At 65.8% G+C, this 25,832-nt stretch carries 21 protein-coding genes; 9 read left to right on the top strand and 12 right to left on the bottom strand.

The window, feature by feature from the left end:
* Positions 1–26: 26 nt before the first annotated feature.
* The 3 genes from AB4Y31_RS07580 (at position 27) to AB4Y31_RS07570 (ending at position 1,777) form a co-directional block, all read left to right on the top strand.
* Complete coding sequence (locus AB4Y31_RS07580; RefSeq protein ID WP_368673351.1) at positions 27–557, top strand: septation protein A; 531 nt, start codon at positions 27–29, stop codon at positions 555–557.
* A gap of 2 nt (positions 558–559) precedes the next feature.
* Entirely contained in the window at positions 560–898 is a 339-nt protein-coding gene (locus AB4Y31_RS07575) for a BolA family protein (protein WP_368673350.1), read from the top strand.
* A gap of 99 nt (positions 899–997) precedes the next feature.
* A complete protein-coding gene (locus AB4Y31_RS07570) occupies positions 998–1,777 on the top strand; it encodes a peptidylprolyl isomerase (RefSeq protein WP_368673349.1) in 780 nt (259 codons plus the stop codon).
* A 96-nt stretch (positions 1,778–1,873) separates the two neighbouring features.
* Here AB4Y31_RS07570 and AB4Y31_RS07565 read toward each other — a convergent pair whose 3' ends face one another.
* From AB4Y31_RS07565 to AB4Y31_RS07545, 5 genes are all read right to left on the bottom strand, one after another.
* The gene (locus tag AB4Y31_RS07565) at positions 1,874–4,219 is read right to left on the bottom strand and encodes an EAL domain-containing protein (RefSeq protein WP_368673348.1); all 2,346 of its coding nucleotides are present in this window, start codon (positions 4,217–4,219) and stop codon (positions 1,874–1,876) included.
* A 21-nt stretch (positions 4,220–4,240) separates the two neighbouring features.
* Positions 4,241–4,678, bottom strand: coding sequence for a phosphate ABC transporter substrate-binding protein (locus tag AB4Y31_RS07560; protein WP_368673347.1), 438 nt, complete (start codon positions 4,676–4,678; stop codon positions 4,241–4,243).
* Between the two features lie 8 nt (positions 4,679–4,686).
* The gene (locus tag AB4Y31_RS07555) at positions 4,687–5,829 is read right to left on the bottom strand and encodes a hypothetical protein (protein WP_368673346.1); all 1,143 of its coding nucleotides are present in this window, start codon (positions 5,827–5,829) and stop codon (positions 4,687–4,689) included.
* A gap of 232 nt (positions 5,830–6,061) precedes the next feature.
* The gene (gene purL / locus AB4Y31_RS07550; RefSeq protein ID WP_368673345.1) at positions 6,062–10,168 is read right to left on the bottom strand and encodes a phosphoribosylformylglycinamidine synthase; all 4,107 of its coding nucleotides are present in this window, start codon (positions 10,166–10,168) and stop codon (positions 6,062–6,064) included.
* Positions 10,169–10,450: 282 nt separating this feature from the next.
* Positions 10,451–10,576 carry a hypothetical protein gene (locus AB4Y31_RS07545; protein ID WP_368673344.1) on the bottom strand — a complete coding sequence of 42 codons (126 nt, stop codon included), beginning with the start codon at positions 10,574–10,576 and terminating at the stop codon, positions 10,451–10,453.
* Here AB4Y31_RS07545 and AB4Y31_RS07540 point away from each other — a divergent pair.
* The 3 genes from AB4Y31_RS07540 to pgi all read left to right on the top strand — a co-directional run bounded on the left by AB4Y31_RS07540 (position 10,575) and on the right by pgi (position 15,374).
* Complete coding sequence (locus AB4Y31_RS07540) at positions 10,575–11,876, top strand: FAD-dependent oxidoreductase (protein ID WP_368673343.1); 1,302 nt, start codon at positions 10,575–10,577, stop codon at positions 11,874–11,876. The two genes, AB4Y31_RS07545 and AB4Y31_RS07540, sit on opposite strands and share 2 nt — an antisense overlap.
* 123 nt (positions 11,877–11,999) lie before the next feature.
* Entirely contained in the window at positions 12,000–13,628 is a 1,629-nt protein-coding gene (locus AB4Y31_RS07535; RefSeq protein WP_368673342.1) for an NAD(P)H-hydrate dehydratase, read from the top strand.
* 123 nt (positions 13,629–13,751) lie between these two features.
* On the top strand, positions 13,752–15,374 hold the full coding sequence (gene pgi / locus AB4Y31_RS07530; protein ID WP_368673341.1) for a glucose-6-phosphate isomerase: 1,623 nt from the start codon (positions 13,752–13,754) through the stop codon (positions 15,372–15,374).
* A 6-nt stretch (positions 15,375–15,380) separates the two neighbouring features.
* Here pgi and AB4Y31_RS07525 read toward each other — a convergent pair whose 3' ends face one another.
* A complete protein-coding gene (locus AB4Y31_RS07525) occupies positions 15,381–16,067 on the bottom strand; it encodes an ABC transporter ATP-binding protein (protein ID WP_368673340.1) in 687 nt (228 codons plus the stop codon).
* Between AB4Y31_RS07525 and AB4Y31_RS07520 the strand changes: the two genes are divergently transcribed.
* Positions 16,066–16,854 carry an arylesterase gene (locus AB4Y31_RS07520; protein ID WP_368673339.1) on the top strand — a complete coding sequence of 263 codons (789 nt, stop codon included), beginning with the start codon at positions 16,066–16,068 and terminating at the stop codon, positions 16,852–16,854. The two genes, AB4Y31_RS07525 and AB4Y31_RS07520, sit on opposite strands and share 2 nt — an antisense overlap.
* A gap of 42 nt (positions 16,855–16,896) precedes the next feature.
* On the opposite strand, the gene AB4Y31_RS07515 is transcribed toward AB4Y31_RS07520, so the two are convergent.
* On the bottom strand, positions 16,897–18,831 hold the full coding sequence (locus tag AB4Y31_RS07515) for a SurA N-terminal domain-containing protein (RefSeq protein WP_368673338.1): 1,935 nt from the start codon (positions 18,829–18,831) through the stop codon (positions 16,897–16,899).
* 179 nt (positions 18,832–19,010) lie between these two features.
* On the opposite strand from AB4Y31_RS07515, the gene phaZ reads away from it, so the two are divergent.
* Together phaZ and fnr are read left to right on the top strand one after the other, a co-directional pair.
* The gene (phaZ, locus tag AB4Y31_RS07510; RefSeq protein ID WP_368673337.1) at positions 19,011–20,273 is read left to right on the top strand and encodes a polyhydroxyalkanoate depolymerase; all 1,263 of its coding nucleotides are present in this window, start codon (positions 19,011–19,013) and stop codon (positions 20,271–20,273) included.
* Positions 20,274–20,681: 408 nt separating this feature from the next.
* A complete protein-coding gene (gene fnr, locus AB4Y31_RS07505; RefSeq protein WP_368673336.1) occupies positions 20,682–21,506 on the top strand; it encodes a fumarate/nitrate reduction transcriptional regulator Fnr in 825 nt (274 codons plus the stop codon).
* Positions 21,507–21,533: 27 nt separating this feature from the next.
* Here fnr and AB4Y31_RS07500 read toward each other — a convergent pair whose 3' ends face one another.
* From AB4Y31_RS07500 to AB4Y31_RS07480, 5 genes are all read right to left on the bottom strand, one after another.
* Complete coding sequence (locus tag AB4Y31_RS07500) at positions 21,534–22,523, bottom strand: zinc-dependent alcohol dehydrogenase family protein (RefSeq protein ID WP_368673335.1); 990 nt, start codon at positions 22,521–22,523, stop codon at positions 21,534–21,536.
* A 140-nt stretch (positions 22,524–22,663) separates the two neighbouring features.
* Complete coding sequence (locus AB4Y31_RS07495) at positions 22,664–22,942, bottom strand: DUF1488 domain-containing protein (RefSeq protein WP_018443411.1); 279 nt, start codon at positions 22,940–22,942, stop codon at positions 22,664–22,666.
* A 124-nt stretch (positions 22,943–23,066) separates the two neighbouring features.
* A complete protein-coding gene (locus tag AB4Y31_RS07490; RefSeq protein ID WP_368673334.1) occupies positions 23,067–23,915 on the bottom strand; it encodes an ureidoglycolate lyase in 849 nt (282 codons plus the stop codon).
* A 125-nt stretch (positions 23,916–24,040) separates the two neighbouring features.
* Entirely contained in the window at positions 24,041–24,817 is a 777-nt protein-coding gene (locus AB4Y31_RS07485; RefSeq protein ID WP_368673333.1) for an SDR family oxidoreductase, read from the bottom strand.
* A 132-nt stretch (positions 24,818–24,949) separates the two neighbouring features.
* Positions 24,950–25,783 carry an amidohydrolase gene (locus AB4Y31_RS07480; protein ID WP_368673332.1) on the bottom strand — a complete coding sequence of 278 codons (834 nt, stop codon included), beginning with the start codon at positions 25,781–25,783 and terminating at the stop codon, positions 24,950–24,952.
* Between the last annotated feature and the right edge of the window lie 49 nt (positions 25,784–25,832).

Here is a 25,832-nt window from a genome sequence, read left to right as displayed (position 1 = left end):
AACAGCGAAGCCTTTCGTACAGTCCGATGAAATTTCTCTTCGATCTCTTCCCGATCATCCTCTTTTTTGTGGCGTTCAAGCTCTGGGGCATCTTCACGGCCACGGCCGTCGCGATCGCCGCGACGCTCGTGCAAGTCGCGTGGGTGGCTTTTCGGCACCGCAAAGTCGACACGATGCTCTGGGTCAGCCTGGGCGTGATCGTCGTCTTCGGCGGAGCGACGCTCGTCCTGCACGATCAGAAATTCATCCAATGGAAACCGACCGCGCTGTACTGGCTATTCGCCGCCGGGCTTTTCGTCGCGCGCTACGGCTTTCGCAAGAATCTGATCGAAACGATGATGGGCAAGCAGCTCACGCTGCCGCACGCGGTCTGGGATAAGCTCAATGTCGCCTGGGCGCTCTTTTTCGTTGCGCTCGGCATCGTTAACCTTTACGTCGTCGGCAATTTCACCGAGTCGCAGTGGGTCAACTTCAAGCTCTTCGGTACGACGGGCGCGATGGTGCTCTTCATCGTTGCCCAGAGCCTGTGGCTCGCGAAGTACATGAAGGAGGAGTGACGATGACTGCTGTGTCCGCCGAGCAATTCATGACGGCAACCCCGGCCGAGCGCACCGCGTTCATCGAGGCGCGCATCGGCGCGGCGCTCGAACCGTCGCGGCTCGCTGTCCGCGACGACAGCGCGCAGCACGCGGGCCATGCGGGCGCGGCCGCGGGCGGGCATTACACCGTCACCGTGGTGGCGGCCGCCTTCGGCGGCAAGGCGCGCATCGCGCGGCACCGCCTGGTGTATGATGCGCTGGCCGACGTGATGCAGCGCGGCATCCATGCGCTCGCGATCATGGCGTACACGCCCGAAGAGTTCGCCGAGTTGCCCGATGCGCCTTCATCGGCGTCATAGATGAAATGTCATAAGCGCCCCCGTATCAGGAAGGAAACAAAAGCACCGGGGGCTGTCTCTGATCGAATCCTTCCCATTTGGAACGCTAGGAAACGTCCGATGATCCACAACAAAACCCGACTTTGGGTATTGCTTGCCGCGTTCGCGGCTGCTCCGGCCTTCGCGCAGAACATTGCCGTCGTCAACGGCACGCCCATTCCGAAATCGCGCGCCGACGCGCTGATCGGTCAGCTCGTGAAGCAGGGCCAGCAAGACAGCCCCCAACTGCAGCAAGCCGTGCGAGACGAGCTCATCAATCGTGAAATCCTCATGCAGGAAGCGGCTCGCGAAGGCATTCCGACGCGCGCCGACGTGAAGGCGCAAGTCGCCGTGGCTCAGCAAACCGTCGTGCTGCGCGCGCTCATCGAGGATTTCGTGAAGAAAAACACGCCGAGCGATGCCGAAGTCAAGGCGCGCTACGACGAGCTCGTGAAGCAAGTGGGCGGCAACGAGCTGCATTTGCACCACATCCTCGTAGACAACGAGCAGCAGGCGAAGGACATCATCGCGAAGATCAAGGGTGGCGCGAAGTTCGAGGATCTCGCCAAGCAGTACTCGAAGGACCCGGGCTCGGCCAAGAACGGCGGCGATCTCGACTGGTCGAACCCGAGTGCCTACGTGCCCGAATTCGCCCAGGCGGCCGAGAAGCTGCAGAAGGGGCAGATGACGCAAGAGCCGGTGCACACGCAGTTCGGCTGGCACATCATTCGTCTCGACGACTCGCGGCCCGTCACGCCTCCGCCGCTCGATCAGGTCAAACAGCAGATCGTTCAGCAGATGCAGCAGGAGAAGCTGCAGTCGTTCGAACAGAATCTGCGCGCACAAGCAAAGATTCAGTAAGCGCCAGGCTGACGTTGGCCGAGCGAAGCGATGCCGCCTTCGGGCGGCATCGTCGTTTTTGCCGATCGCGAAGGCCGCGCCGCGCGGCTGCTTCCATCAAGCATCTTCCCGTGTGCTTGCGATGCTGGGCTGCACCGCCAGCATCGCCCCAATTTCGGCGGGCGTCACGGGCCGACTGAAGTAGTAGCCCTGAATCTCGTCGCAGCCGTTCTCGCAAAGGAAGTCGACCTGAGCCTGAGTCTCGACCCCTTCCGCAATTACGTTCAAGTTCAGGCGCCGGCTCATCGAAATCACGGCCATGACGATCGCCCTGTCATCCTCACGTTGCGGCAGCTCGCGAACGAACGATTTGTCGATTTTGAGCCGGGCGATCGGCAAATGCTTGAGCGCGCTGAGACTCGAATATCCGGTGCCGAAATCGTCGATCGAGAATCGAACGCCCATTTCCTGCAGCCGCTTCATCGTTTCGACGCAGCGGTCCAGATCCTGCATGATGAGGCTCTCCGTCAGCTCGAGTTCGAGGTGACGTGCATCGAATCCGCTGTCCTCGAGTGCACTAGCCACCGTCTGTGCCCAGCCGTCGTGCAGAAACTGTCTGGCCGATACGTTGACCGAGATCCTGATGGGAGGCAAGCCAGCGCGCCGCCACCGCACGCCTTGGCGGCACGCCGAACGCAATACCCACTCGCCGATCGGCACGATCAGCCCCGTTTCCTCCGCCAACGGGATGAACGTCATCGGCGATATGGGGCCGTCGGCAGGATGGTCCCAGCGCAGCAATGCTTCGACACCCAAGATGTTCCGCGTGCGTGCGTCGACCTGCGGTTGATACACGACGCGAAACTGGTCGCGGGTCAGCGCTTCGCCCAACTGCTTTTGCCGACGCAGGCGATCGCGCAGCCTGGCATTCATCTCCGGGCGATACCATTGACTATTGTTGCGGCCCACTTCCTTCGCGCGATACATCGCGGCGTCCGCGTGACTCAGCAACGTTTCCGCGTCATTGCCGTCGATCGGATAGCTCGCCATCCCCATGCTGCAGGTCACCTGGTACGTCTGCCCGACCAGTTCGACCGGCTCGGAAATCGCTTCGCGCACGCGCTCGATCGCGAGGTAGGCACCCGGACCATCCGCCGATTCGTTGCCGAGCACGAGCACGAACTCGTCGCCGCCAAGGCGAACGACGGTATCCGCCTGGCGCAGACACGACCGCATGCGGCTCGATACCGCCTTCAGTAACTCGTCGCCGGCACGGTGTCCAAGGCTGTCGTTGATCAGCTTGAAGTTGTCGAGGTCGATGAAGACGACGGTGACGGCGTAGCCGTGCCGTTGCGCGTGCTCCAGTTCCTGATCCAAGCGGTCTCGCAGCAGCGAGCGGTTCGGTAATCCGGTCAGCGCATCGTGCGTCGCCATATGGCGAATCCGTTCCTCGGTCCGCGCGCGGTCGCGCGCGAGCGCCCAGCTCTTCGCACTCAGGATCGCCGTTAAAACCAGCAACAGCATGCTGCCGGCCGCGCTCGACAACACATAGAGCTGCCGATCGCGGCGAAAACGCGACAGCGCCTCTTCGCGAGAAAGCCCGACGATGGCGACGAGCGGGAAGCCGTGCAACGCGCGCACGTTGGTGAAACGTGCGACGCCGGCATCCCAGGGCATGACGCCGGGCTTGCCCGATACGCCGCGGGCGGGCGGCACCGCGACCGCCGCGCCCCACGAAATGTCGTCGCCCACACGCTCCACGCGCATGATGCCGTCCGTGCCAAGCAGACCCAGAAAGCCATGCCGGCCCATTTGAGCGGCGTCATAAGCACTCGCGAAGTACGATGGGTCGACGGTCAACATGACGATGCCCGCGAAGCGGCCGCTCGCGTCCGCAAGTCGTCGGCTGAAGACGATCTCGGGGGCGCCCGAGCCAGCATTGCGCTCGACCTGACCGATGAAAAGCGCATCGCCGCCGTTGCCTGACATTGCCTTGAAGAACGGCTCGCTGCCGACGCGCGGCTCCGGTAGCTTCCGCGAGCTCGCGATCACCTCGCCGCGGCTCGTTGCAATGGCCACATGAAATACGATTGCCGGAGGGAGCATTTGCCTGTCCTCCATCTCTTCGAGCGCGTGGTCCCCTTTCGTTGCGTAGGCGTACGCCACCATCTTCAACGTACGGTCGATTTCCGCGAGATTGCGCACAGCCTGCGCTTCATAAGTGTCCGCCAGCTGGCGGCTCGACTCCGCCGCGGCGCTCACCGCTGTCTCATATTCCATGCGGATCGTGTAAGCAACCGAGCACCAGAAGACCAGCAGGAAGATCAGCGTCACGCAGGGAAAGAAAACATAGGCCTCGAGAAAGCGCGGGGGCACATGGCGCGTCGCGCGCCGCGCCATGTCGCGCGCAAGGCCTGCAATACGGGCCTTGCTTCCACCTCGAGCCGTTTTCAAGGTCTCCATCTTCTCCGCCATTCGTAGCGGTCAGTGCAGGGTCAGCACTGCTTTCACACTTGAATCCAATTCGCTTCTGTCGATATATCCGATCGCGTTCGGCGACGCGGCAACGATCTTCTTGACGGCCCGAGCGTCCGCTGCCGTGCGCGGCGGCACGCCTCGTCCCGTGAAGATCAGCTTCGGCCAATAAGCGCGCAATTGCGCGAGCGACTTGCCCGCGACGAGCTTGTAGAATTCGGCGCGCTGCGCATCGTCGTCGTTGTAGTCGATCGGCACCACTTCAACGCCATCGGGCAGCTGGCTCATGCGTCCGAGGTAGATATCGGCGACATCGCTCACCGTGAGCGACGTCAGCCGACTTTTCGCCGAGACGATGACGACGATCTGCGCGTCGCACACCGTTGCGCAAAGCGCGAGAATCGCGCCGATCAGAGCGCCCGACAGCTTTCGCTTGATCCCGTGCATGCGCGCCCCTAGAAGACGAAGTCAAGGGTGGCGCTGAACACATTCGCCGCGCAGCCGTTGCGGAAGTTCGGCTGCTCGTTGATGAAGAGCCCCGCCGATTGGGCCGGTGTCCAGATGTGTTCGTACTGCACCTTCATGTCGAGATTTTTCGCGAAATCCCAACGCAGGCCCACCGATAGATCCTTTTGCCCGAGGTTCGCGTTCGGGATGATGGTCTGATAGTTGAGCGCATGCTCGAGGGCGTATGTCGCGTACGGCGTGAATTGGCCGAAGCGCACGCCGCCGCTCAGGTAGCCGGCGAGGTAGCCCGGGGTCAGTCGATCGGCCGTCACACGTGCGAGCTCGCCTTGCACGAACCAGCGCGGGACGTCGTAACCGATGCCGACGCTGTAAGCCACCGCGGCCGACCTTTGCACGAACGGCGACGAGGTGTACGCGTGAAGGTAGCCGAAATGCAGAGTCAGGCTCCGGTACTCGAGCGTGTCCACGACTCCGCCGATGTCCGTCCCCTTGATCTTCGTGCCGCCCGGAGTGATGTGGAACGAGGTGCGGCCATAAATGAAATGCAGTGTGTCGACGACGTGCGCGAAGCGCAGCCTGTAAGACGCATCGACGCCGTCGCTGTTCGTGATTGGCTCCAGGTTATAGAGCTCTCCGGGCACGCGTACCCATGGGTTGGCATAACCCACTTCGCGGTAGTCGGAGCTGAGGAAGGTGGGCAGTTCGATCCGTCCTACCCGTACGTTGAAGTCCGGCGTGAACGCGTAGTTCACGTTCGCCCACTCGATCGTCGGCGTGTAGCGGTTATCGTAGTTGTAGCGCGATACGACTTGCACGAGCGCCGTCAGCTTGTCCGTGAACCGGCCCGTGAGCTGGAGCCCGAACTTCGTGTCGCCGGCAAAGTTGAAGTGGCGCGTGTATCCGGCGCCTGCCGGCTGAAATGCGGCGCCCGTGAAATCGGCGGTGTCGAGACTCGAGTGCGCCACGCCGAGCGTGCCGAAGCCGCTCAACGAGAACATCGACGGCAATTCCCCGGCATGCGCACCCCGTGCGGCTGCCAAAAGCGTCAGCGTCAGCGCGGCGGTCTCGAGCGTCAGCTTCGCTGCGCGCGTGATGCCATGGCTGCGGATTGCAGGTCTCTTTCGTCGCACTATTGCGTGGGTCGTTGTGGGCCGCGGCATGTCGGCGCGCCAATGGGACGCGCCTGCCGGGCTCGTTATGTTTCAACTATGTAAACGACCCCGCCTTCCGACTCTTTATCGAATGGCGTGTAAGGATTTTCTTATTCTTGGGTCAGCGCATCGGCCGGCGATGACTGCAAAGGCACCGCCGCGCATGAACGGCGGATATCGCTGCCATCCGCTTTCTCGCCGTCTCGCCGTCTTACGCGAGCCAGCGCCGTGCGTTGCGGAACACGCGCATCCATGGGCTCGCTTCGCCCCAGCTATCGGGATGCCAGCTCATCTGCACCGTGCGATGCACGCGCTCCATGTGCGGCATCAGCACCGTGAATCGGCCGTCGGGCGTCGTCACGGACGTGATACCGGCAGGCGAACCGTTCGGGTTGAACGGATAACGCTCGGTGGCTTCGCCGCGGTGATCGACGAAGCGCATCGCCACGTTCGCGCGCGCAGGATCACCTTGCTGAGAGAAGTCCGCGAACCCTTCTCCGTGGGCCACGGCAACGGGAATTCGCGAGCCCTCCATGCCGGCGAAGAAGATCGACGGCGAGGGCTCGATGCGCACGAGCGAGAACCGCGCCTCGAACTGCTCCGACTTGTTCCGCGTAAACTTCGGCCACGCATCGGCGCCGGGAATCATCGACGCGAGGCTGCTCATCATCTGGCAACCGTTGCAGATGCCGAGCGCGAACGTGTCGGGCCGGCCGAAGAACGCCGCGAACATGTCGGCGAGCATCGGGTTGAAGCGAATCGTCTTCGCCCAGCCTTCGCCCGCCCCGAGTACGTCGCCATAGGAGAACCCGCCACAGGCCACGGCGCCGGCGAAGTCGGCCAGCGTCGCACGGCCCGACAGCAAGTCGCTCATGTGCACGTCATAAGCGTCGAAGCCCGCTCGATCGAATGCGTAGGCCGTCTCGAGATGCGAGTTCACGCCCTGCTCGCGCAGGATCGCCACGCGCGGACGCGCGCCTTTATTCAGGTACGGCGCCGCCACGTCCTCCTGCGGATCGAACGTCAACTGCGGCGAAATGCCTGGGTCCGCCGCATCGAGCAACGCGTCGTATTCGGAATCGGCGCAAGCCGGGTTGTCGCGCAATCGCGCGATGCGCCAGCTCACTTCCGTCCAGGCGCGCTGCAATTCGGCGCGAGGCGCATCGTAGATCTTCTTCGCGTCGCGATAGACCTCGATCACGTCGCGCTCGTTGAGCTTGCCGATCACGTGCGAGCAAGCCGAGAGCCCGTGCTCGCGCAGCAGGCCGAGCACCTGGTCGCGCTCGGCTGCCTGCACCTGGATTACCGCGCCGAGCTCTTCGGCGAAGAGCGCGTGCAACGTGCGATCGTCGCGCCGCCCGCTAGTCTGCTTCGCCCAGTCCTTCGCATCGCCATAATCGAACTCATGGGCGGCATCGAGGGTGAGCATGTCGACGTTCAGCGATACGCCCACGTGTCCGGCGAACGCCATCTCGCAGACGGTTGCCCACAAGCCCCCGTCCGAGCGGTCGTGATAGGCGAGTATCAGGCCCGCCGCATTGAGCGCCTGAATCGCGGCGAAGAAGCGTTTCAGATCCTCGGGATCGTCGACGTCGGGCACGCTGTCGCCGACTTGCTGCGTCACTTGCGCGAGGATGCTGCCGCCGAGCCGCTGCTTGCCGCGGCCGAGATCGATCGCGATCAACACCGTATCGCCGGCTTCGCCGGATCGGCGAAGCTGCGGCGTCAAATGGCGGCGCACGTCGTCGACGGGCGCAAATGCGGAGATGATCAGGGAGACGGGCGACGTCACTTCCTTCGCGACGCCCTTCTCGTCCCATTTCGTCTTCATCGACAATGAATCCTTCCCGACCGGAATGCCGATTCCGAGCGCCGGGCAGAGCTCCATGCCGATCGCCTTCACCGTATCGAAGAGCGCGGCGTCCTCGCCGGCGCTCCCGCATGCGGCCATCCAGTTCGCCGAGAGCTTGAGCTTGTCGAGGGACGCGATCGGCGCCGACGCGATGTTCGTGATCGCTTCGCCGACGGCCATGCGGCCCGACGCCGGCGCGTCGATGACGGCGAGCGGCGTGCGCTCGGCCATCGTCATCGCCTCGCCGCGGAAACCGGCGTAATCGACGGCCGTAATCGCACAGTCGGCCACCGGAACCTGCCAGGGCCCGACCATCTGGTCACGCACGCTCGTGCCGCCGACGCTTCGATCGCCGATCGTGATCAGGAACGACTTGCTCGCGACGGTCGGATGCTTGAGCACCGAGACGGCAAGCTCGGCGAGCGACAAGCCTGTAACGTCGACGGGCGCGCGCTCGGCCGCCACGCGTTCGACGTTGCGATGCATGCGCGGCGGCTTGCCGAGCAGCACCTCCATCGGCATGTCGACGGGACGTCCCGGGGCTCCTTCGGCCTGCGCATCGATGAGTTGCAACTGCCGCTCCTCCGTCGCCACGCCGACGACCGCGAGCGGACAACGCTCGCGCGCGCAGATCGCTTCGAACGTGGGAAGATCGGCCGGTGCGATCGCGAGGACGTAGCGTTCCTGCGCTTCATTGGACCAGATCTCACGCGGCGACAGGCCGCTTTCCTCGAGCGGGACCTGGCGCAGCTCGAAGCGCGCGCCTTTGCCCGCGCCATCGACGAGCTCGGGAAACGCGTTCGAGAGTCCGCCGGCGCCGACGTCGTGAATGCTCAGGATCGGATTGCCTTCGCCAAGCTGCCAGCATGCGTTGATGACTTCCTGCGCGCGCCGCTCGATCTCGGGATTGCCGCGCTGCACCGAGTCGAAATCGAGCTCGGCCGTGTTCGCGCCCGTCGCCATCGAGCTCGCCGCGCCGCCGCCCATGCCGATTCGCATGCCCGGCCCGCCGATCTGAATCAGCAGCGTGCCGGCCGGCAGGTCGTGCTTGTGCGTATGCGCCGCCGAGATGTTGCCGATGCCGCCCGCGATCATGATCGGCTTGTGATAGCCGCGCACCTGGCCGCCGACGTTCTGCTCGTAGACGCGGAAGTAGCCGCCGAGGTTCGGCCGCCCGAATTCGTTGTTGAACGCGGCGCCGCCGAGCGGGCCGTCGATCATGATTTGCAACGGCGACGCGATCCGGTCGGGCCGCCCGTAGGCGGTGTGCTGCTCGGCCGGATTGCGCGATGCCGGCGGCACCGCGGCGTCGCGCGCGTTTTCCCACGGCTCGACGGCGCCGGGCAGCTCGAGATTCGACACGGTGAAACCCGTGAGGCCCGCTTTCGGGCGCGCGCCGCGGCCCGTCGCACCTTCGTCGCGAATCTCGCCGCCGGCGCCCGTGGCGGCGCCCGCGAACGGCGAAATCGCCGTCGGGTGATTGTGCGTCTCAACCTTCATGAGCGTATGCGTGAGCTCGATGTGACGGCCGTAGCGCTCGTCAAGAGCATCCCCGGCGCGTTCAGCGCTGGTGGTGCCTTGAGCATCGCCGGCGCGCGCCTGCCGCGGGAACCAGCGCTCGGCCGCCCCCCCTTCCATGATCGCGGAGTTGTCCGAATAAGCGACGATCGTTCCCTGCGGGCTGAGCTTCTCCGTGTTCTTGATCATCTGGAACAGCGACGTGTCCTGCGGCTCGCCGTCGATCGTCCATTGAGCGTTGAAGATCTTGTGGCGGCAGTGCTCGCTGTTCGCCTGCGCGAACATCATGAGCTCGACGTCGCTCGGGTCGTGGCCGAGCTTCGTGAAGGCATCGACGAGATAGTCGATCTCGTCTTCGGCCAGCGCGAGGCCCAGCTCGGTATTCGCGCGCTCGAGCGCGGCGCGCCCATGCGCGAGGATGTCGACGGTGGACAGCGGCTTGGCCGGCAGCTCGTCGAAGAGATGCAGCGCCTCGTCGCGCGCGCGCACGACGCTTTCGGTCATGCGGTCGTGCAGCGCGGCCCCGACAGCCGCACGCGCTTCGTCGGTCAAGCCCTTACTGCCGCCAACGCCCAAAAAGCCGGGCTTCAGCATCACCGTGTATTCGATTCCGCGCTCGATGCGGCGCAAGTGCGTGAGGCCGCAGTGATGCGCGATGTCCGTTGCCTTGCTCGCCCAGGGTGAGACGGTGCCGAAGCGCGGCACGACGAGAAAGGTCTCGGTGGCGCCGCGCCCCTCGCCGGCCGCGAACGGCGTGCCGTAGTGCACGAGCGCCTCGATGCACGCGCTGTCGTCGGACGTGAGCGGCGTCAACGCGTTGACGAAGTGCAGATATTGGCCGCGCACACCGACGATGTTCGGATCGATGCGGGCAAGCGTCTCGAGCAGGCGGGTTTGACGGAATTCGGATAGCGCCGTAGCACCGGGGAAACACGAGAAGTGGGCCATGAAAAGACGTGGGCGTCGTTGAGTCGCGCTTAGCGCCGGGCGGACGATCGGGCTCAGAACCGATCCCTCTTGCGCATGCAGACGACGTGATGCGAAGGAAGACCGAGATTATACCCGGAACTCGGCCCCCAATAAGCCAAGCCGTCATGCGCGGCAGCTCGTCCGCACACGCCGCCGCTTGCAAGCGTCGACGGGCCATGCCCGCTCTCGCGTGGGCACCCTGCTTTCGCCTGCGCAGGCGAGGCGCGTCGCCCGTTTTGGCGCTATGATGCGCGGTTTGCTTCACCGGCGCCGCATCGCCAACGCGATCGTTGCACGTGGCGCGGCGCCGGCCGTCGGACACGACGCGACCGAATGCGGCGTGCGGCGGCTCGCGGCAGGTTGCAGCGCATCGAAAGAATCATTCATGGATGTCATCGTCATAGGCGGCGGAATCGTCGGGGTCGCCACCGCATATCAGTTGCACGCGGCGGGCCACCGCGTCTGCGTCATCGAGCGTCATGCAACCGTCGCGCAAGGCGCCACGTACGGACACGGCGGCGCGGTCCTGCCGACGCCGCTCGATGTCTGGTTCGGGCCGACCTTCATGAAGACGGCGCGCGCGCCACGCGGCGGGATCGTTTACAAGCCGGGCTTCGACTCGGCCACGCGACGCTTCATGCAACGTCTCGCACGGCTCGCCGAGCATGACGCGTTTTGCGCGCAATACCGGCGGCTCAAACCGCTCGTCGACGTCGCCCGCGAAACGATGGAGGCCATCGAGACGCGTCTCGGGCTCGATTTCGAGCAAACGAGCGGCGTCCTGCACGTCGTGCGCCATGCGCGCGACTGGGAAGAGGCGCAAAGCGCGCTCGATCTGCTGCGCGAGTTCGAAGTGAGGCATTACGTGCTTTCGGCCGACGAATGCGGCGAAGTCGAGCATTCGGTGCCGACGGACCCGGCTTTCGCGGGCGGCGTGCTGTTCGAACAGGAGCGGATGGCCAACTGTCCGCTCTTCACGAAGCTGCTCAAGCAGTCCCTCGAAGACGAAAGCGGCGTTCACTTCAAGTTCGGCCGCGCGGTTGCGACGCTGCGCTTGGATAACGCGCGCGCGGCCGTCGAACTGGCTCCCGCCGAGGGCGAGCGCTCGAGCTCGCGCGACGTCGATGTCGTTTCGGCCGACGCGATCGTCGTGGCGGCGGGCGCGGGCAGCCTCGCGCTCATCGAGCGCTCGGGGCTGCGCCTGCCGCTGCATCCCGCCCGCTTGTTCGCGCTGACGGCGCCGATCGCCTACGAGGAGCGGGCCCCGCATCTCACCGTCGTCGATACGACGAAACGCATCACGATGACGCGCGCGAATCAGCGCGTGCGCGTGGCGGGCGCGGCCCTCGTGCAGCCGGAGCGCGAAGTGGCGAAGGCGCCGGCCGAGCCGCTTGCGAAGGCGGCGACGGCCGCTCTCGCGCAGGCCACGCACGACTGGATTCCCGGCGCCGCTCGAATTTCCGCGGCTCATGCATGGGATGGCATCAAGCTGCTTTCGCCGGACGGCCTGCCCGTCGTGGGCCAGGCGTTGCACCCGCGGCTCTTCCTGAATTTCGGGCACGGGCCGGCCGGCTGGGGGCTTGCCTGCGGGTCTGCTAAAGTGATCGCGGATCTCGTGAGCGGCACGGAGCCCGGCGTGCCGCCCGATACGTTGGCCGCGCTGCGCGCCGATCGTTTCGTCGACTGAGGCGGCGCGGGCGGATCCAACCGCGGCGCCCCGGCGCCTTGCATGCGCTGTGCATGTCATGGCGTCGAAGTCGCGTCGCCCGGCGCAATGCCGCGCCGATCCTCAACGCCCGCTCGCCCGACCATGACCGAAGCCGCCTCTCGCCCCGCCTCTCCCGTCTTCGTCAATCCCCACGAGCGGCCCTTGCCGCTTTACACCGTTGCCGAGCTGCGCGCGATCGAAGCGCGCGAGGGCGCGCGCTTGCCGGCCAACACGCTGATGGCGCGGGCCGGCGCGGCCGCGGCGCGCTGTCTGCTCGAACTGGCCGAACATGACGGCTCGCTCGCGGCCGGCCGGACGGTCTGGCTCGCGGCCGGGCCCGGCAACAACGGCGGCGACGCGCTCGTCTGCGCCACCGAATTGCGTGAGGCAGGCGTCGACGTCGAGGTCTGCATGCCAGTCGAGGTCAAGCCCGACGATGCCCGCTGGGCGCTTGCCGGCGCCCGCGCGGCCGGCGTGTCAATCTCGCCTGGCGCCCCCGCCTCATTCGACGGCTACGGCTGGCTCGTCGACGGGCTGTTCGGCATCGGGCTGGCGCGGCCTCTCGAAGGCATCTTCGCCGAATTGGCTCAACGGATCGCGCAAGCGGCAGGCGCTGGAAAACCCGTGCTCGCACTCGATGTGCCGAGCGGCCTCGACAGCGACTCGGGCAAGGTAGTCGGCCATGGCCCGGCCGTCCGGGCAACGCACACGATCACGTTTCTCGGCGCGAAGCCGGGCCTTTACATGACGCACGGCCGCGACCTCGCGGGCGAGATCGCCGTCGCGCCGCTCGGCGTCGAGGCGCTCGACGGCACCGCCGCCGCGATGCATCCCGCGCCCGCCGGCACGGCCGGCACAGCCATCACGTTGCTCAACGCGCCCGCCCTGTTCTGCGCCGCCTTCCCGCCGCGCGCGTTCGCCGCGCATAAGGGCACATTCGGAAGCCTCGCCGTCGTCGGCGGCGATACCGGCATGTGCGGCGCGCCGATTCTGGCCGCGCGCGCGGCGCTCCATGCGGGCGCCGGCAAAGTGCACGTGGCCTTCGTCGGCGCGGGCTCGCCGCCTTACGATCCGCCCCACCCCGAGTTGATGCTGCATCCGCTCGATTCCGGGCACGCGTTCGCACTCGAAGAAATGGACGCGCTGGCGCTCGGCTGCGGGATGGGTCGACGCGCTCTCGCGGCCGAAATTCTTTTGAAGGCGGTGCAACTGGATGTGCCGAAGCTCCTGGACGCCGACGCGCTCAATCTCCTCGCCGACGACGAGAAGCTTGCCGCCGCGCTCGCCGCGCGGGGCGCGGCCGGCCACGTCTGCGTGCTGACTCCGCATCCGCTCGAGGCCGCCCGTCTCATCGGTGTCGATGCGGCGGCTGTCCAGCGCGATCGGCTCGCCGCGGCACGCACGCTGACGAGCCGCTTCGGCGCCGTCGTTGTGCTGAAGGGCGCCGGCACCGTCGTGGCCGCGCCCGATGGCCGTACCGCCGTCAATCCGACCGGCAACGCCGCGCTCGCCACGGGGGGGACGGGCGATGCGCTCGGCGGCATCATCGGCGCGCTGCTTGCGCAACGCATGCCGGCTTACGAGGCGGCGCTGGCGGGCGTCTACCTGCACGGGCTCGCGGCCGATACGCTCGTCGCAGGCGGCGCCGGACCCGCGGGCCTCACGGCCAGCGAGCTCGCGCCCGCGGTGCGCGCCTCGCTCAATCGCCTGATCTATCCGGCCCGCGGGTAGCGACCCCGTCGCCCAGGCAATTTGACGGCGGCTTGCGGACGATGCTGCGGAACGGCATTCAACGCCGCTATACTGACTGACCGCAGCCTGGCATCACGTACCCGCCCATTTCCGACCGATACCATGACGCCGAACTCGCTTTCTTCCTGGTCCGCGCTCAAAGCGCATTACGAACAGATTCGCGACGCGCGACTGCGCGACTGGTTCGCCGCCGATAGCGGCAAGCCGTCGCGCGCCGAGCGCTTCACGTTCGAAGGTGGCGGTCTCGCCGCCGATTTTTCGAAGAACCGTATCACTGAGGAGACGCTGAGGCTGCTCGTCGCGCTCGCGCGCGAAACCGGCGTCGAGAAGCGCCGCGACGCGATGTTCGCGGGCGAGATCGTCAATCCGACCGAGGGCCGGGCCGCCTTGCATACGGCGCTTCGCGCCACGCGCGCGGACGCGCCCTACCATGCCGAGGTCACGGCCGAGCGCGGGAAGATGGCCGCATTCGCCGAGCGCGTGCGCAACGGTGCATGGACGGGTTACTCGGGCAAGCGCATCCGCCATGTCGTGAACATCGGTATCGGCGGCTCGGACCTAGGGCCGAAAATGGTCGTTCATGCGCTCGATCACTTGTCTCATCCCGAGATTTCCACGTACTTCGTCTCCAATGTCGACGGCGCCGATCTCGCGCGCGTCATGGACCGCATCGACGCCGAAGAAACGCTCGTCATCGTCGTGTCGAAGACATTCACGACGCTCGAGACGATGACGAACGCCCGCTCGCTGCGCGACTGGTTCGTCGCGAAGGGCTGCCCGGAGAGCGCGCTCGCCAAGCATTTCGTCGGCGTATCGGCGAATCCGGCCGAGGTCGTCAAGTTCGGCATCGCGCACGATAACGTGTTTCAGATGTGGGACTGGGTGGGCGGGCGATACTCGCTGTGGTCGGCAGTCGGGCTCTCGATCATGATCTCGATCGGGCCGCTGCAGTTTGACGCGCTGCTCGCGGGGGCTGCCGGCATGGACGCGCATTTTCGCGAGGCGCCGCTCGAGCGCAATCTGCCGGTGCTGATGGGACTCGTCGGCATCTGGTATCGCAACTTCTTCGAATCACAGACTTACCTCGTCGCGCCCTACTCCGAGGCGCTCCATTTCCTGCCTTCGTACTTGCAGCAGCTCGAGATGGAGAGCAACGGCAAGTCGGCGCGGCTCGACGGCGGCTTCGTCGACTATCCGACATCGGCCGTCACCTGGGGCGAGCCCGGCACGAACGGCCAGCATGCATTCTTCCAGATGCTGCATCAGGGGCCGACGATCGTGCCGATCGACTTCATCGCCGTCCTCAGGCCCGAGCATCCGCTCGCGAGCCATCATCCTAAGCTGCTCGCGAACTGCTTTGCCCAGAGCGAGGCGCTGATGCTCGGCCGCACAGTCGAGGAGGCGACGAAAGTGGCCGGCCCCGACAAGCCGGAGCTCGTGCCGCATCTCGTATTCCCCGGCAATCGCCCGTCCACGACGCTGCTGCTCGATGCGCTGACGCCGGGCTCACTCGGCGCGCTGATCGCGCTCTACGAACACAAGGTGCTCGTGCAGGCCACGATCTGGAACATCAACCCGTTCGATCAATGGGGCGTCGAGCTCGGCAAGATTCTCGGCAAAGTTGTCGAAGCCGACCTCACCGCACCGGTGTTCGACCCGGCGAAGCACGATTCGTCGACTTCGGCGCTCATCGAACGGGCGAGAAACGCGGCGAAGGCGCACTGACGAGCATCATGTCACGCGGCCGGCATCGAGCGTCACAACGCGCGCGCAACGACGCGCAAGCTCGATGTCGTGCGTGACGAGCACGAGCGTCGCGCCGTGCGCCGCGTTCATCCGGAACATCAGGTCGATGACCGCGTGCCCCGTCGCGGCATCGAGGCTGCCGGTGGGCTCGTCGGCGAAAAGAATCGCGGGCTCGGTCACGAAAGCGCGCGCCAGCGCGACGCGCTGCTGTTCTCCGCCCGAGAGCAGCTTCGGATAGTGCCCCGTGCGCGCGCCGAGCCCTACCTGCTCCAATAGTGCACGCGCGCGCCGCGAGGCCTCGTGCGCCAGCACGCCGCCTTGCAGTTCGAGCGGCAGCCGCACGTTCTCGAGCGCGGTCAGATGGGGCATCAATTGAAACGATTGAAAAACGAAGCCGACGGAACCGTTGCGCAGGTGCGCGCGCTCGTCCTCGGAAAGCGCCGCCAGCTCACGGCCGAAGAGCCGAACCGACCCCGAAGTGGCATTGTCCAACCCCGCGAGCAAGCCGAGCAGCGTCGACTTGCCCGACCCCGACGCACCCACGATCGCCACGCTGCTGCCGGGCATGACGTCGAGGTCGATGTCGTCGAGTATCGTGAGCTCCCCTGTTGCATCCTTGACCCTCTTGCACAACTTCCGCACTTCGATGATGGGCTCGATATTTTCTTGCATGAAGAAGCATCGCTCGAGAGTGAATACGTTCGATAGGGACGGCCCGCCTTCGCGTGTTGTTGCACATACCGCCGCTCGGCTCGCCAGGCTTGCCGGGCTCACCGCCCTCGTTTCGCCGAGGCCGGCAGGCGCGAAGCGAATCTTCCGCAGCGCCGTTGCCGCGGTAGCCGTCCTCGCCGCGGCAACGTTGGCGTGGCCGCCGCCCGCCGAGGCTGCCGTCGCGGCCGAGTCGTCGCGGCCCGTCATCGTCGTTCTAGGCGACAGCATCTCGGCCGAGTACGGGTTGCCGCGCGACACGGGCTGGGTTGCGTTGCTGCGCCGGCGTCTCGCCGACGAGCGGATCGATTATAGCGTTGCGAATGCGAGCATCAGCGGCGACACGACAAGCGGCGGACGGGCGCGCATGCCCGAGCTGATCGCGCGCCTGAAGCCGTCGATCGTCATCGTCGAGCTCGGCGCCAATGACGCGCTGCGCGGCGTGCCGCTCTCGACGACGGAAGACAATCTGCGCACGATCGTCGAAGAAGCTCAGCAGGCTCGTGCGAAAGTTGTGCTCGTCGGCATGTACGTGCCGTCCAACTATGGGCCGGCTTACACGCAACGCTTCCACGCGATATACGGCACGCTCGCGAAGGAATTCAACGTGCAGCTCGTGCCGTTTCTGCTCGCCGGGATCGAAAACAAGCCCGAAATGTTTCAGGCCGATCAGATGCATCCGAACCAACAGGCGCAGACGGTACTGCTCGACAACGTCTGGCCGGCGCTTGCGCCGCTGCTGCGCCGGTGAAGCAGCAGCGCGCGGCACCGCCGGAGCGGTGCCGCCTGGTTGTTAGCCGCCGTCGCCTTGCTTGCCCTCCAGCGAGCCATACATCTTGACCTTCGAGCGGGCGCGCAGCCCGGCGAGGTAGGCCTCGATATCCTCCTGCGCGCTGATCTGGGCGAGCTGCTGCTGCGCAGCCGCAAGCCGCGCCGGATCGATCGGCGCGCCCGGCACCACGGCGTTGACGCGGTAAATGCCGTAGCCGGCGTCGCCGAGATCGACGCCGACGTACGCGGGCAGCTTGCTCGCATCGACCTTGAAAACCGCGGCGAGCGCGGGCGGCGGCACGCCCTGCGCGTCGGTGCGGGAAAGCTTCGTTTCGGGCCCGAACCCTGCCGTCGATTTCGATTTCTGCAAATCGGCGAGCTTAGCCGTGCCGTCCTTGCGCGCCAGCTCGAGCGCCTGCTCGGCCACATACTTGTTGCGCACGGCGTCCTTGATCGACGCGAGCGGAGGCGTGGCCGCCGGCTTGTAGTCGGTCACGCGTGCCGAAATCAGCGTGTTGTTTCCAGCGTCGATCGCCTGCGTGTTGTTGTGGTCCTTTACCGCATCGTTGGCGAAAACGGCGGCCAGGAACTTCGGATTGTTGAGCGGGCTATCGGGAGGGAGCGTGCGGCTCGGCTTGTCGGTGACCGTCGCCGTCTCGATCTTGAGCTTGTACTTGTCCGCGGCAGGTTGAAGGCTCTTCGCCTGCTCGTACACCGTCGACGTGAAGCCGTCCGATCCGTCGCTGAACGCCTTCGCGGCCTGTTGCGCCTTCAGCTCCTTCATGATGTCGTCTTTCACGTCGGCGAACGGCTTCACGACCGACGGCTTCTCATCCGTCAGCATGATGACGTGATAGCCGAACGACGAGCGAACGATGCCGCTGATCGCATTCTTGCCCTTCAAGCCCAAAGCGGCCGTATCGAATGCCTTGTCGCCCGTCAGCACACCGCCCGTCGACCACCCGAGATCGCCGCCCTTCGAAGCCGAGCCCGGGTCCTGCGAATCTTTTTTCGCGATGTCGGCGAATTGATCGGGATGCGCCTTGACCTCCGCCAGCACGCTTTCCGCCTTCGCCTTGGCCTTGGCGTCGTCCGCCGCGCTCGCCGTTGCCGGTGACGAGATCAGGATTTGGCTCACGCGGATTTCGCGCGGCGTCGTGTAGCGCGCGATGTTCTCGTCGTAATACTTTTTCGCGTCGGCGTCACTTGGAGCGATCGACGCCGAGAGCGTCGCCGGCGAGAACACGACGTATTGGATCGTCGCCGTTTGCGGCGTGGCAAACTCGGCGCGATGCGCGTCGTAGTAGGCCGCGAGCTGCGCGTCGGTCGGCTGGACCTTCGACGCGTAGTCGGCCGGATGCAGTACGAGCGACTGGACCGTGCGCTGCTGTTCGGCGAGCTTTGCGAGCTGCTCGGCCATGCTCTTCGGTGTAAACGCGCTCGCCTGGATGCTGTCGGGAATCTGATCGATCGCGAGGCCATAGCGCACGCGTTCGTCATATTGTTCCGGCGTCATGCCCTGCATCGCCAGCAGTTCCTTGTAGCGGTCGAGGTCGATCGAGCCATCGGGCTTGCGCAGCGACGACACGACGGGGTCAGCCAGCAGCGCCCGGCGCACGGCCTCGTCCGACGCCGTCAGATGCTCGCGCTGCGCCTCGTCGGCCAGCGCGCGCTGTTGAATCATGCTGTCGAGCAATTGCTGCCGGCGCTCGGGCGTGTCGAAGAGCTTCGAGTCGAATCGCGAGCCGAGGATCTGGCGCGCCTGATCGAGCTGCTGGCGCACCGCATTGTCGAATTCGACACGCGTGATCTTGTGCCCATTGACGCTCGCCACATTGGCGCTTTCGTCGAAAAATCCACGGAAGCCCTGGATACCGACGAAGCCCAGCCCCGGCACGATGACGAGGACGAGCATGAGCATCATCAGGCGCTTGTGGTTGCGAAAGAAATCGAGCATGCGTGAGGGGTTAGGTTGGACAAAAACGTCCAATAGTACAACAGCAGCCCATCCTGGCGTAAACCGTGAGTTGCCAGCCCCTTCCCCCGATCCCACAATAGCTGATCGGCTCTCGCCCGGCAGGCCCGAGGAATCAGCCGTTCCCGGCTCGCGGCGCATCGTGCCGACGGGAGACGCTCATGCTCTACAACTGGCTCGAGACGCAGCGCGCGCTGATTCGCTCGATGGACACATGGGCCGCCTCGCTCGCACGGGCGTGCGGTCTGCCCGCGCAATCTCCCGAGTCGCGCGCGATGCCCGGCTGCGAATGGCTGCGCCGCGTGTTCGAGACGACGCTGGAGCCGCCGCCGTTCGCGATCGCGTCGGTGACGCTCGGCGGCCGACGCGTTCACATCGATGAAACCGTCGTCGATCGCGTGGCATTTTGCGCGTTGCGCCGGTTCGCGCGGCGAGGGGAACATCGCGCGCGGCTCGACGGCGGCGCGCCGATTCTGCTTTGCACGCCGCTCGCAGGACATCACGCGGTCATGCTGCGGGAGACGGTGGAAACGCTGCTCGAGGACGGCGACGTCTACGTGACCGACTGGGCCAACGCACGCGACGTGCCGCTCGCCGAGGGCCGCTTCGGCCTCGACGACTACGTGCTGACCGTGGAGCGCTTCATGCGCCGCCTATGCAGCAATGGGCTGCATGTGCTCGCCGTCTGCCAGGGGACGGTGCCGGCCGTCGCCGCCGCGGCCCTCGTCGCGGCTCGCGGCGAGCCCGGGCCGCTTTCGGTCACGCTGATGGGGGGACCGATCGATACGCGACTCAATCCGACCGCCGTCGACCGGCTGGCGGCGACACATAGCATCGACTGGTTCCGCCGCACGGTCATCGATACGGTGCCGGCCTGGTATCGCGGCGGCGGACGGCGCATCTACCCCGGATACCTGCAGCATGCCGCGATCGTCGCCGCGCATCCGCATCGGCAGATGGCGCTCGAAACGCGGTACTGGACGAGCCGCCTCGCCGGCGACGACGCCAGGATAGCCGCGAGCCGGCGCGCCTTCGACGAATACGCGGCGGTGCTCGACATGACCGAAGACTACTTTCTCGATACGCTGCGCATCGTTTTCAAGGAGCAGCGGCTCGCGCGCGGTGCCTGGGACGTCGACGGCCGGCGCGTGCGCGGCAGCGCGCTCGCGGCGTCGGCGCTCTGCACGATCGAGGGAGACCGCGACGACATCACGGGCGCCGGCCAGACCCACGCGGCGCATGCGGTCTGCAGCGCGGTGCCCGACAGGCGGCGCAAACAGCTGACTATTGCCGATTGCGACCACTACGATCTTTTCACCGGTCCGCGCTGGCGCGAAGCGATCCATCCGGCGCTGGCTGCGTTCTGGCGCGAGACCCACGAGCCCCACGAGCCCCACGAGCCACAGCCCGCCGCCATCAGCTGAGGGCCCCAGCGCCCCGCGCCAGCCTTGCGTTGCGTCAGCAAAGTTCTGACAGAAACTGCGCCCCTCCACGCCGAGCGATAGTGCGTGATCGGCGCGCAGCTCGAATTCGTCAGTCTATTACTCTTCGCTAAGCAATTAAAATACACGCCCCGCCAGCCTGCGAACGACCGGAAGAGCACCGCTCGACGGGCGTGCATCGCCGCGCCAAGGGCCGCTCCGCGGTCCGGCTACGCATCGCCGCTCATTTTCCGTCACCGCCGTAGGAGAAGTCTTACAACCCTACGCTAACACTTACCGAAGTTTCATACGCCGCTGATAGGCTCGGCGCCCGCTACCACCGATACTCACATGGAAATTGTTTCGCGGCACCCAGGGCGGGTGCGCACCCAAAAGGCGGAGAACGAAGACATGCTGCTCGAATTGGAACCAGAGGAAGACACTCGCGCGGAGCGGCTGCCCCTGTCTTCGATCGTACCTATGCGTCCGCCGAAGACCACACCGCAGGCCACGCCGAAGAGCACGTCGAATGCCGCGTCGACGAACGCATCGACGAGCGCAGGCTGCTCCAGCTGCTCGATGCTGTCTGGCTGCATGCCGAACAACCTTACGTCGGAAGAACTGCGGCTCTTCGATTCGATCGTGACCGCGACGCGCCTCGTCAAGCGCGGCGAAGCGCTCTACCGCGCGAACGATGAATTCCAGAGCATTTATGCCGTGCGCGCGGGTTCGTTCAAGACGGTCGTCATGCATCGCGACGGTCGCGAGCAGGTGACGGGCTTTCACTTCGCGGGCGAAGTGCTCGGCCTCGACGGCCTTCACAGCCGGCGCCATATCGGCGATACGGTCGCGATCGAAGACAGCAGCGTCTGCATCATTCCCTACGCATTGCTCGAGGCGCTCTGCGCCGAATCGCAACCGCTGCAGCAGCAAGTCCTGCGCATGATGAGCGGCGAGATCGTTCGAGAATCGGCGCTCATGATGCTGCTCGGGACAATGCGCGCGGAGGAGCGCCTCGCGAGCTTCCTGCTCAACCTGTCGAGCCGGATGGAGGCGCGCGGGTATTCGCCGGCCGAATTCCATCTGCGCATGACGCGCGAAGAGATGGGCAACTACCTCGGCATGAAGCTCGAGACGGTGAGCCGCATGTTCTCGAAGTTTCAGCGCGACGGTCTGCTCGAAACGCGCGGCAAGCGGATTCGCATCGTCGATCTCGAAGCGCTCGCGCGCGTTTGACGCGCGCGGGTCGCGGGCGGGGCCGCCTCACCGTTTCATCGTCAGTACCGCCGCTCCCGACAGGCGGCCTTCGCGCAGGTCCGAGAGCGCGCGATTGGCTTCCGTGAACGGATACGGCGTCGTCTCGATCTCGAGCGCCGTCTCTCCCGCGATTTTCATGAACGCGTGACCGTCCTCGCGCGTCAGGTTGGCGACCGATACGATGCGACGCTCGCCCCAGAGAAGGTCGTACGAAAACGCGGGGATCGCGCTCATGTGGATCCCGCCGCAGACGACGACACCCCCCTTGACGACAGCCTCGAGCGCGCGCGGCACGAGCGCCCCGACAGGCGCGAAGATGAGCGCTGCATCGAGCGCAGCGGGCCCCCGTTCGTCGCTGCCGCCGGCCCAATGCGCGCCGAGTCGCCGTGCGAGCCGCTGCGCGACTGTATCGCCGGGACGGGTAAAAGCGTACACGGTGCGGCCCTGGTGGCGGGCGACTTGCGCGACGATGTGCGCCGCGGCGCCGAAACCGTAGATGCCGACGCGTTCGGCGTCACCGGCCATCGCGAGCGTCCGGTAGCCGATGAGCCCCGCGCAAAGCAACGGCGCCGCTGCCACGTCGGTGTAGCGATCGGGCAGCCGGAAGCAATAGCGGCTGTCGGCGACGGTGCGCTCGGCGTAGCCTCCGTCGATCGTATAGCCGGTGAATCCGGGGGCGTCGCAGAGGTTCTCTCGCCCGCGCGCGCAGTATGGGCAGTGCCCGCACGTATGCCCGAGCCACGGCACGCCCACCCGTTCGCCGATCGCGAAGCCGCTTGCCCCCTCGCCCATCGCGGCAACCGTGCCGACGATCTCGTGGCCCGGAATCAGCGGACGCTTGGGATGCGCGAGATCGCCGTCCACCACGTGAAGATCGGTGCGGCAAACTCCGCACGCATGGACGTCGATGAGCAACTGCCCCGCGGCGGGTACCGGATCGGGCAGCTCGCGCTCGGCGAGCAAAGGCGCGCTTCCGTCGAAGACCATCGCACGCATCGCTTTCTTCCTCCATCGCTTTCGGCATCGACGGCGTCGGCATCCGCGCCGGCGACCGGCTCGCTCAAGGTCGGAATCGACGACCGCGCGCGGCGGCAACGACGCGCGGCGAAGCCCGCCGGCTGCCGGCTTGCCGATCGCTATTCGTCGTAAAAGCGAAAAAAGCCGCTATGCAGCAGCACGGGCTTCTTGCCTAACTCCTGGAGCATCTTGCGTGCGGCGTGTTCGATCGCACGCCGATTGACTTCGAAGGCGCGTTGCACGTCGTCTTCACGCAGAGACTCGGCGCCGAAATGGTCCTCGAGCGCTTCCGCCGTGATCGCGCATTGCACGCGCTCGCCGTCGACGAGTGCCGGAAAGGCGAGCACGAGATCGCGGCCGCAGTATTCGGCCGGCTCCTGCGGAAAGGAGATTTGCATGTTGCCACCTCGCTGTGCCGTTCAGTCTTCCATCCAGCATAGTCGAAGGCGGGCAAGCGGAGGATCGGCGTTCTTCAACGGCACCGGGCCGCGTCCGAGCAGCCCGGCTTCGATCGCAGTGATATCAGCCGGCGGCGACCGTGCGCTGCCGCTGCTCGCCGAGGCCGGCGATGCCGAGACGCATCGTCTGCCCCGCCTTGAGGTAGATCGGCTCGGGCTTTTGGCCGAGGCCGACGCCCGGCGGCGTGCCCGTCGAGATGACATCGCCCGGCTGCAGGCTCATGCACTGCGAGAGGTAGGAAACGAGCTTCGCGACCGGGAAAATCATCGTGCGCGTGTTCCCGTTCTGATAGCGATGGCCGTCGACCTCGAGCCAGAGATCGAGGCTCTGCGGATCGCGAATTTCGTCGCGCGTGACTAGCCACGGGCCGATCGGACCGAACGTGTCGAATCCCTTGCCCTTGTCCCACTGGCCGCCGCGCTCGATCTGCCAGGCCCGCTCCGATACGTCGTTGACGACGCAGTATCCCGCCACGTAGTCGAGCGCGCTCGCTTCGTCGACGTATTTGCAGTGCCGCCCGATCACGACGCCGAGTTCGACCTCCCAATCGGTCTTCGTCGAGCCTCGCGGAATTTCGACGTCGTCGTTCGGGCCGACGATCGCGCTCGTCCACTTGTTGAAAACGACCGGCTCGGTCGGGATCGGCAGGTTCGATTCCGCCGCGTGGTCGGCATAGTTGAGCCCGATGCAGACGAGCTTGCCGACGCGGCCGACGCAAGCGCCGAGGCGCGGCTCACCCGAGACGAGCGGCAACGTCGCCGGATCGAGCGCGCGAAGGCGTGCAAGGCTCGCATCGGTCAGCGTGTCGCCCGCGATGTCGTCGACGTGGCCCGAAAGATCGCGTATGTTTCCGTCGGCGTCGACAAGACCCGGTTTTTCCTGGCCTTTCGGCCCAAAGCGAAGCAGTTTCATGGCGTGAGATAAAGGGTTTGAGTAACGATTCGGTCGAGCGTGCGATCCGACCGCGCCGGTGCGATCGACCATGATTGAGCATGCGACCCGATTCGGCAAATTGGTCGGACCACTGAAAAAGCGGCTCAGTTCGACCAGCCACCGTCGATGACGTGGATCTGCCCTGTCGTAAAGCCTGCCTCGTCTGACGCGAGGTAAGCCGCGAGCGCCGCAATTTCCTCGGGGCGACCGATGCGACCCATCGGCTGGCGCGCGACGAATGCGGCCTGTACCTCGGCGACCGACTTGCCTTGCTCGCTTGCCTGCGCGGCAATGCGCTGCTCGAGCGAGGGCGACTCGACGGTGCCCGGGCAAATCGCATTGCAGCGAATACCGCGCGTGACGAAATCGGCGGCGATGGACTTGGTCAACCCGACGACGGCGGCTTTCGATGCGCCGTAGGCAAAGCGGTTCGGTACGCCTTTTACGCTCGAGGCCGCGGATGCGACGTTGACGATCGAGCCGCCGCCGCGTTCGAGCATCGCGGGCAGGAATGCCCGGATCGTCCGATACATCGACTTGGCGTTGAGATCGAACGAGAAGTCCCAATCCGCCTCCTCGCATTCGAGCACCGTTCCCGCGTGGACGAAGCCGGCGCCATTGAGCAGCACGTCCACGCCGCCGAGCTCTCGCGCAAGCGCCGCAATCGCCGCGGAATCGCGCACGTCGAGCTTGCGCGTCTCGAACGGCACGTTGCCGAAGAGATCGACGCGAATGTCCGTGGCGATGACGCGCGCGCCTTCGCGCGCGAAACGTTCCGCGCAGGCGCGGCCGATGCCTTGGGCCGCGGCTGTGACGAGCGCCACTTTGCCGGCAAGCCGCTCAGGCGGCGGTGAAGGGAAACGTGTTTCGCTTACGTTCATGAATCCGGTGCTCCGTTCATTGATCGAATGTGGGAGGTCGATGACATCTATCGTTCGAAGACATCCGGCGCTCGCCGAGGCGAGGCGGGCAAGCCGTCAACGGTCAAGTCAAAGGCCAAGTCAAAGGCCAAGTCAAAGGCCATAAAAGGTGGTCGCGGTGCCGCCGAAAATCGCTGCGCGCTCGTCATCTGTCAACCTGCTGGTCAATCTCGTCGCGCACGCGTGCCAGCCGCCGTAATCGCCGTTGAGCTCGAGCACGGGCCAGTCGCTGCCCCACATGAGCCGCTTCGCGCCGAAGTGCGCGACCAGATGATCCACATAGGGCGCCAGCGTTTCGTCGCTCCATCCGGGCCCGGCCTCAGTGGCCAGCCCCGAAATCTTGCAATGGATCTGCGGCAGCCGCGCGAGCTCGGCGATGCGCTCGGCCCATGGCTGCCAGCCCGCATCACCCTCGGCGATCGGCGGCTTCGCGCCATGATCGATCACGATTCGCAAGTCCGGATGGCGCTGCGCGAACGTCAACAGATGGGGCAAGTGGCGCGCGAACACGAGCGCGTCGAAGGCAAGCCCATGCTCGATCAGGGCGTCGATGGCAGGCCCGAGTTGCGCTCTCGCGATCCAGTCGTCGTCGGACAGGTCCTGCAGCATCGGCCGCACGCCATTGAACTTCGGCTCGCGCGCCAGTTCGGCGATGAGCGCGGGCGCCGCGGCGTCGTCGAGCGGGACCCAGCCGACCACGCCGGCAACGACGGGATTTTCACGCGCGAGGTCGAGCAAGTAGCGTGTTTCGGCGACGGTCGGTGCTGCCTGCACGACGATGCTGCGAGCCACGCCGGCCGACTGCGCGAGCGGCGCGAAGTCGGCCGGGCCGAAATCACGATAGAGCGGCGCGAGCGCCGGCGTGAGCCAGCCGTAATCGCCGCGCGAGATTGCCCAGAAATGCTGATGCGCATCGACGGTGTTCATCGTCCCAACCTGCCTTTGCCCTGTGCTTCTTTGCTTCGCTGCCGCCTTT

It is taken from the genome of Trinickia sp. EG282A, assembly GCF_040965455.1.
Classification (GTDB): Bacteria; Pseudomonadota; Gammaproteobacteria; order Burkholderiales; family Burkholderiaceae; genus Trinickia; species Trinickia symbiotica.
This window is presented reverse-complemented; position numbering and strand designations above follow the sequence as displayed.